We start from the raw sequence: 2,946 nt of genomic DNA, 5'->3' as shown, positions 1-2,946 counted from the left end.
TACCTCTTCTGCGATCCTGACGACATGACTCCATCCTTCCCAAAGAACGAAGTCTCCGGACACGCCGGGGTGATTCAGAACCACGACTGCGCCCGAACGCAACCAATGATTCGGTGGAATACCGCAGTAACGGCGGGCCCCACGGCCACGAGGGAATCCCACACTTCGAGGCCCCAAAAAGCAGACGCGAAACGGACGGTCGTTGTAACTACCGGGGGAGGCAACGACCGCCAAGATCGCCTGGTGCAGCCCCGGGCCGGATCAAACTGGGGTCTACTACGGCGGCTCTTTCAAGTTGATTAGCAGGGACATTCATCCCGCCTTCGTTGTCACCCATAGTTCAATGGAGTTGACCCACGTAAATTGCATTTTCCGCACCATATACGGGAAAACGCCAGTTCAGCACAGTTTTCGCTACGCAGATCTGTGGGAGACGTGCGCTAGGCTGCCGATATGGACTTCCTACCAGGCCGAACACCGGCGGTGAGCACAGCGGTGGGTTCTGTAGGGCTTGCGTCCAGTGCCGTGGAGCCCGAGATCCCGCCGGCCGTGGCGAAGCGGATCGCCAAAGCAGTCGAGTCGTCTCGGTCCGAGGGGACCCGCCGTACCTACGCCGCCGGATGGCGACGCTTCACCGGCTGGTGCGCGAGGGAAGGGCATATCGCGTTACCGGCGCACCCCGTCACCGTCGCCGCGTATCTCGTCGACGCCGCCGACACCCGCGACGAGGCAGGGGAACGCGCCTACGCCGTCGCCACCTTCGGAACCTGGATCGCCGCCATCAGTCACAACCATCGCACCACCGGCCACCTGTCCCCGTCCGCGCACGAGCTCGTGACCGCGACGCTGTCGGGCATCCGGCGGGAATACGCCGCCGCGGGGGACAGACCCCGCACCCCGCGAGACCCGCTGTTGGTCGACGACATCAAGGTCCTTGTCGCGACCGCTAGGAAACAGTGCCGCGGGTGGGCCGACGAGGTCCTCGAACGTCGCGATTCGGCCATTCTGTTGCTCGGGTTCGCCGGCGCCTACCCCCGTAGCGAGTTGTCGGAGATGGTGTGTGGGGATGTCTCGGTGCATCGGCACGACGGCCTCCACATCCGGTTACGGAAGTCGAAGACCGACCAGGAGGGGAGGGGTGCAGTCAAGGCCCTGCCGTACACCGACTCCCACGAGACCTGCCCACCCTGCGCGTACGTGCGCTGGGTCCAGGTTGTGGCCGCATTCGATTCCGGCGGTCGCCCGTCCGTCATTCGGCTACTGCGGAAACCGGGACCGTTTGATGGGCATGTGGGCCACGGGGGAGTGCCACGCACCGCCGCCCGCGCACCGCTGTTTCGCGCAATCGCCAAGAACGGAAACCTCGGCGCAACCGCGCTCTCGGGTGCTGCGATCCACCAGACCATCCGACGCCGCGCCGAACACGCCGGCTACGACCCCACCGCCCTCGCCAAGCTCGGCGGACACTCCCTTCGCGCCGGCTTCGTCACCCAAGGAACCCGCAACGGTGCCGACGGATCCGCCATCACCCGCCAGACAGGACACGCCAGCCTCGACTCCGTCGAGGTCTACCGCCGAGAACACGCACCCCTAATCGGCAATGCCGTCGAAAATATTGGCTTGTGAGCAAGCAACTGACACGCCGTGCGATCGCTCCGGTTGCCCTGCGTCAAGCCTGGTGCGTGCACGGCGCGTCATATCCTTCCCGAGAGCGACCGGGAGATCACCGCAGGTTCGAATACTGCATCTCGCCAATAATGCGGCTTACCACCAGGGGCGCGTTCGCAGCTGTATCCGGGCAGATGCTTGTCAGCGAATTGGCAGACTTGAGAGAACGTTTCGTCTCCAAAGTCATTGCGCGTCATAGATCGGCGGTATGCGAACTTATTGCCGCTTCGGTTGAGTAACCGGTGATCGACACCTCTTTCGGGCAAAGGGCATTTGGTGTCAGCGACATGGTTGCTCAGTGGGCCATCGATCGGCTCGTCGATGCAGCTGTTTCTCCGCCAGACCTCGAAGGGGCGACGTAATCGCGTCTGGCAGACCGACAAGATCCTCGATGCACTCGACCGTTTCGCCGAGCGCACGCGTCGAGAACGGAGATACCAGGGGGCTCGCGATCAGGTGCGGTTGCAAACGGATGGTGAGAACAACTCCAGACGTGAACGACCGCGTGGTAGGCGGCCCTTGCGCGATCAATGCGCAGAAGCTGAAGCTCGTCGCTGTCCAAGCAACTTCTCGCCCGCATCGATCGAACACAAAGCCCGGTTCTGACGCCCACCGATCTTGTAGGGACCCCAGTCTGGCTCGCTCTGGTTGGGCTGGCAGCGTGGGCCGACCCGTCGGCCTGACGTCGCGATCACTACATCGCTTCTTTGATTCCCGCGCGGATGAGCCAGGCGTTGGCGGGCCAGTGTCAGCTCCGGTCAAATAGTGAGCTGTTGTTTCGGTCGAAAAGTGGGCAGGGTTCTAGGTGGTCGAGTCTGCCTCACGGTCGGCGGTGACGGAAGGTAGTGACTCGATTGGGGTGTGTTTTATGCGGTATCTGGTGCCTTTGAGCGCGATGACGTCGGCGTGGTGGACGATGCGGTCGATCATGGCCGACGCGATGGTGGCTTCGCCGAACACTTCACCCCATCGTGCGAACGGTAGGTTCGAGGTCAACACGATGGAGGATTTCTCGTAGCGGCTCGACACCAGCTGAAAAAACAGGTTCGCCGCGTCGGTGTCGAACGGGATGTACCCGACTTCGTCGATGACGACCAACCCGATGCGGGAAATCTTCTTGAGCTCTGAATCCAACTGCCCCAACCGATGTGCGTGTGAGAGCCGGGTGATCCATCCGGTTGCCGACGCGAACGCCACCCGGTATCGGTGGACGACCTCACGTGTCGGTCTGTGTACGACCTGACGTGTCGGTGTCCGGCAGGTTCATGATGCCGGTGC

Annotated in this window: 1 protein-coding gene and 1 pseudogene; one reads left to right on the top strand and one right to left on the bottom strand. The window is 62.7% G+C overall.

What is annotated here, in order from left to right:
* The first annotated feature begins 453 nt into the window (after positions 1-453).
* Positions 454-1,626 (top strand): integrase, encoded by a 1,173-nt coding sequence (locus R4P47_RS24875; protein ID WP_317786065.1) that lies wholly within the window; start codon positions 454-456, stop codon positions 1,624-1,626.
* Between the two features lie 843 nt (positions 1,627-2,469).
* Here the strand turns inward: R4P47_RS24875 and R4P47_RS24870 are convergent.
* Positions 2,470-2,871 (bottom strand): annotated as a pseudogene (locus R4P47_RS24870) (ATP-binding protein); the annotation flags it as partial.
* Positions 2,872-2,946: the final 75 nt, after the last annotated feature.

It is taken from the genome of Rhodococcus sp. IEGM 1370, from assembly GCF_033142325.1.
Taxonomy (GTDB): Bacteria; Actinomycetota; Actinomycetes; order Mycobacteriales; family Mycobacteriaceae; genus Rhodococcoides.
This window is presented reverse-complemented; position numbering and strand designations above follow the sequence as displayed.

Coding starts and splice junctions, on each gene's coding strand:
- R4P47_RS24875 (WP_317786065.1), top strand. CDS start 454: ATGGACTTCCTACCAGGCCGAACACCGGCGGTGAGCACAGCGGTGGGT.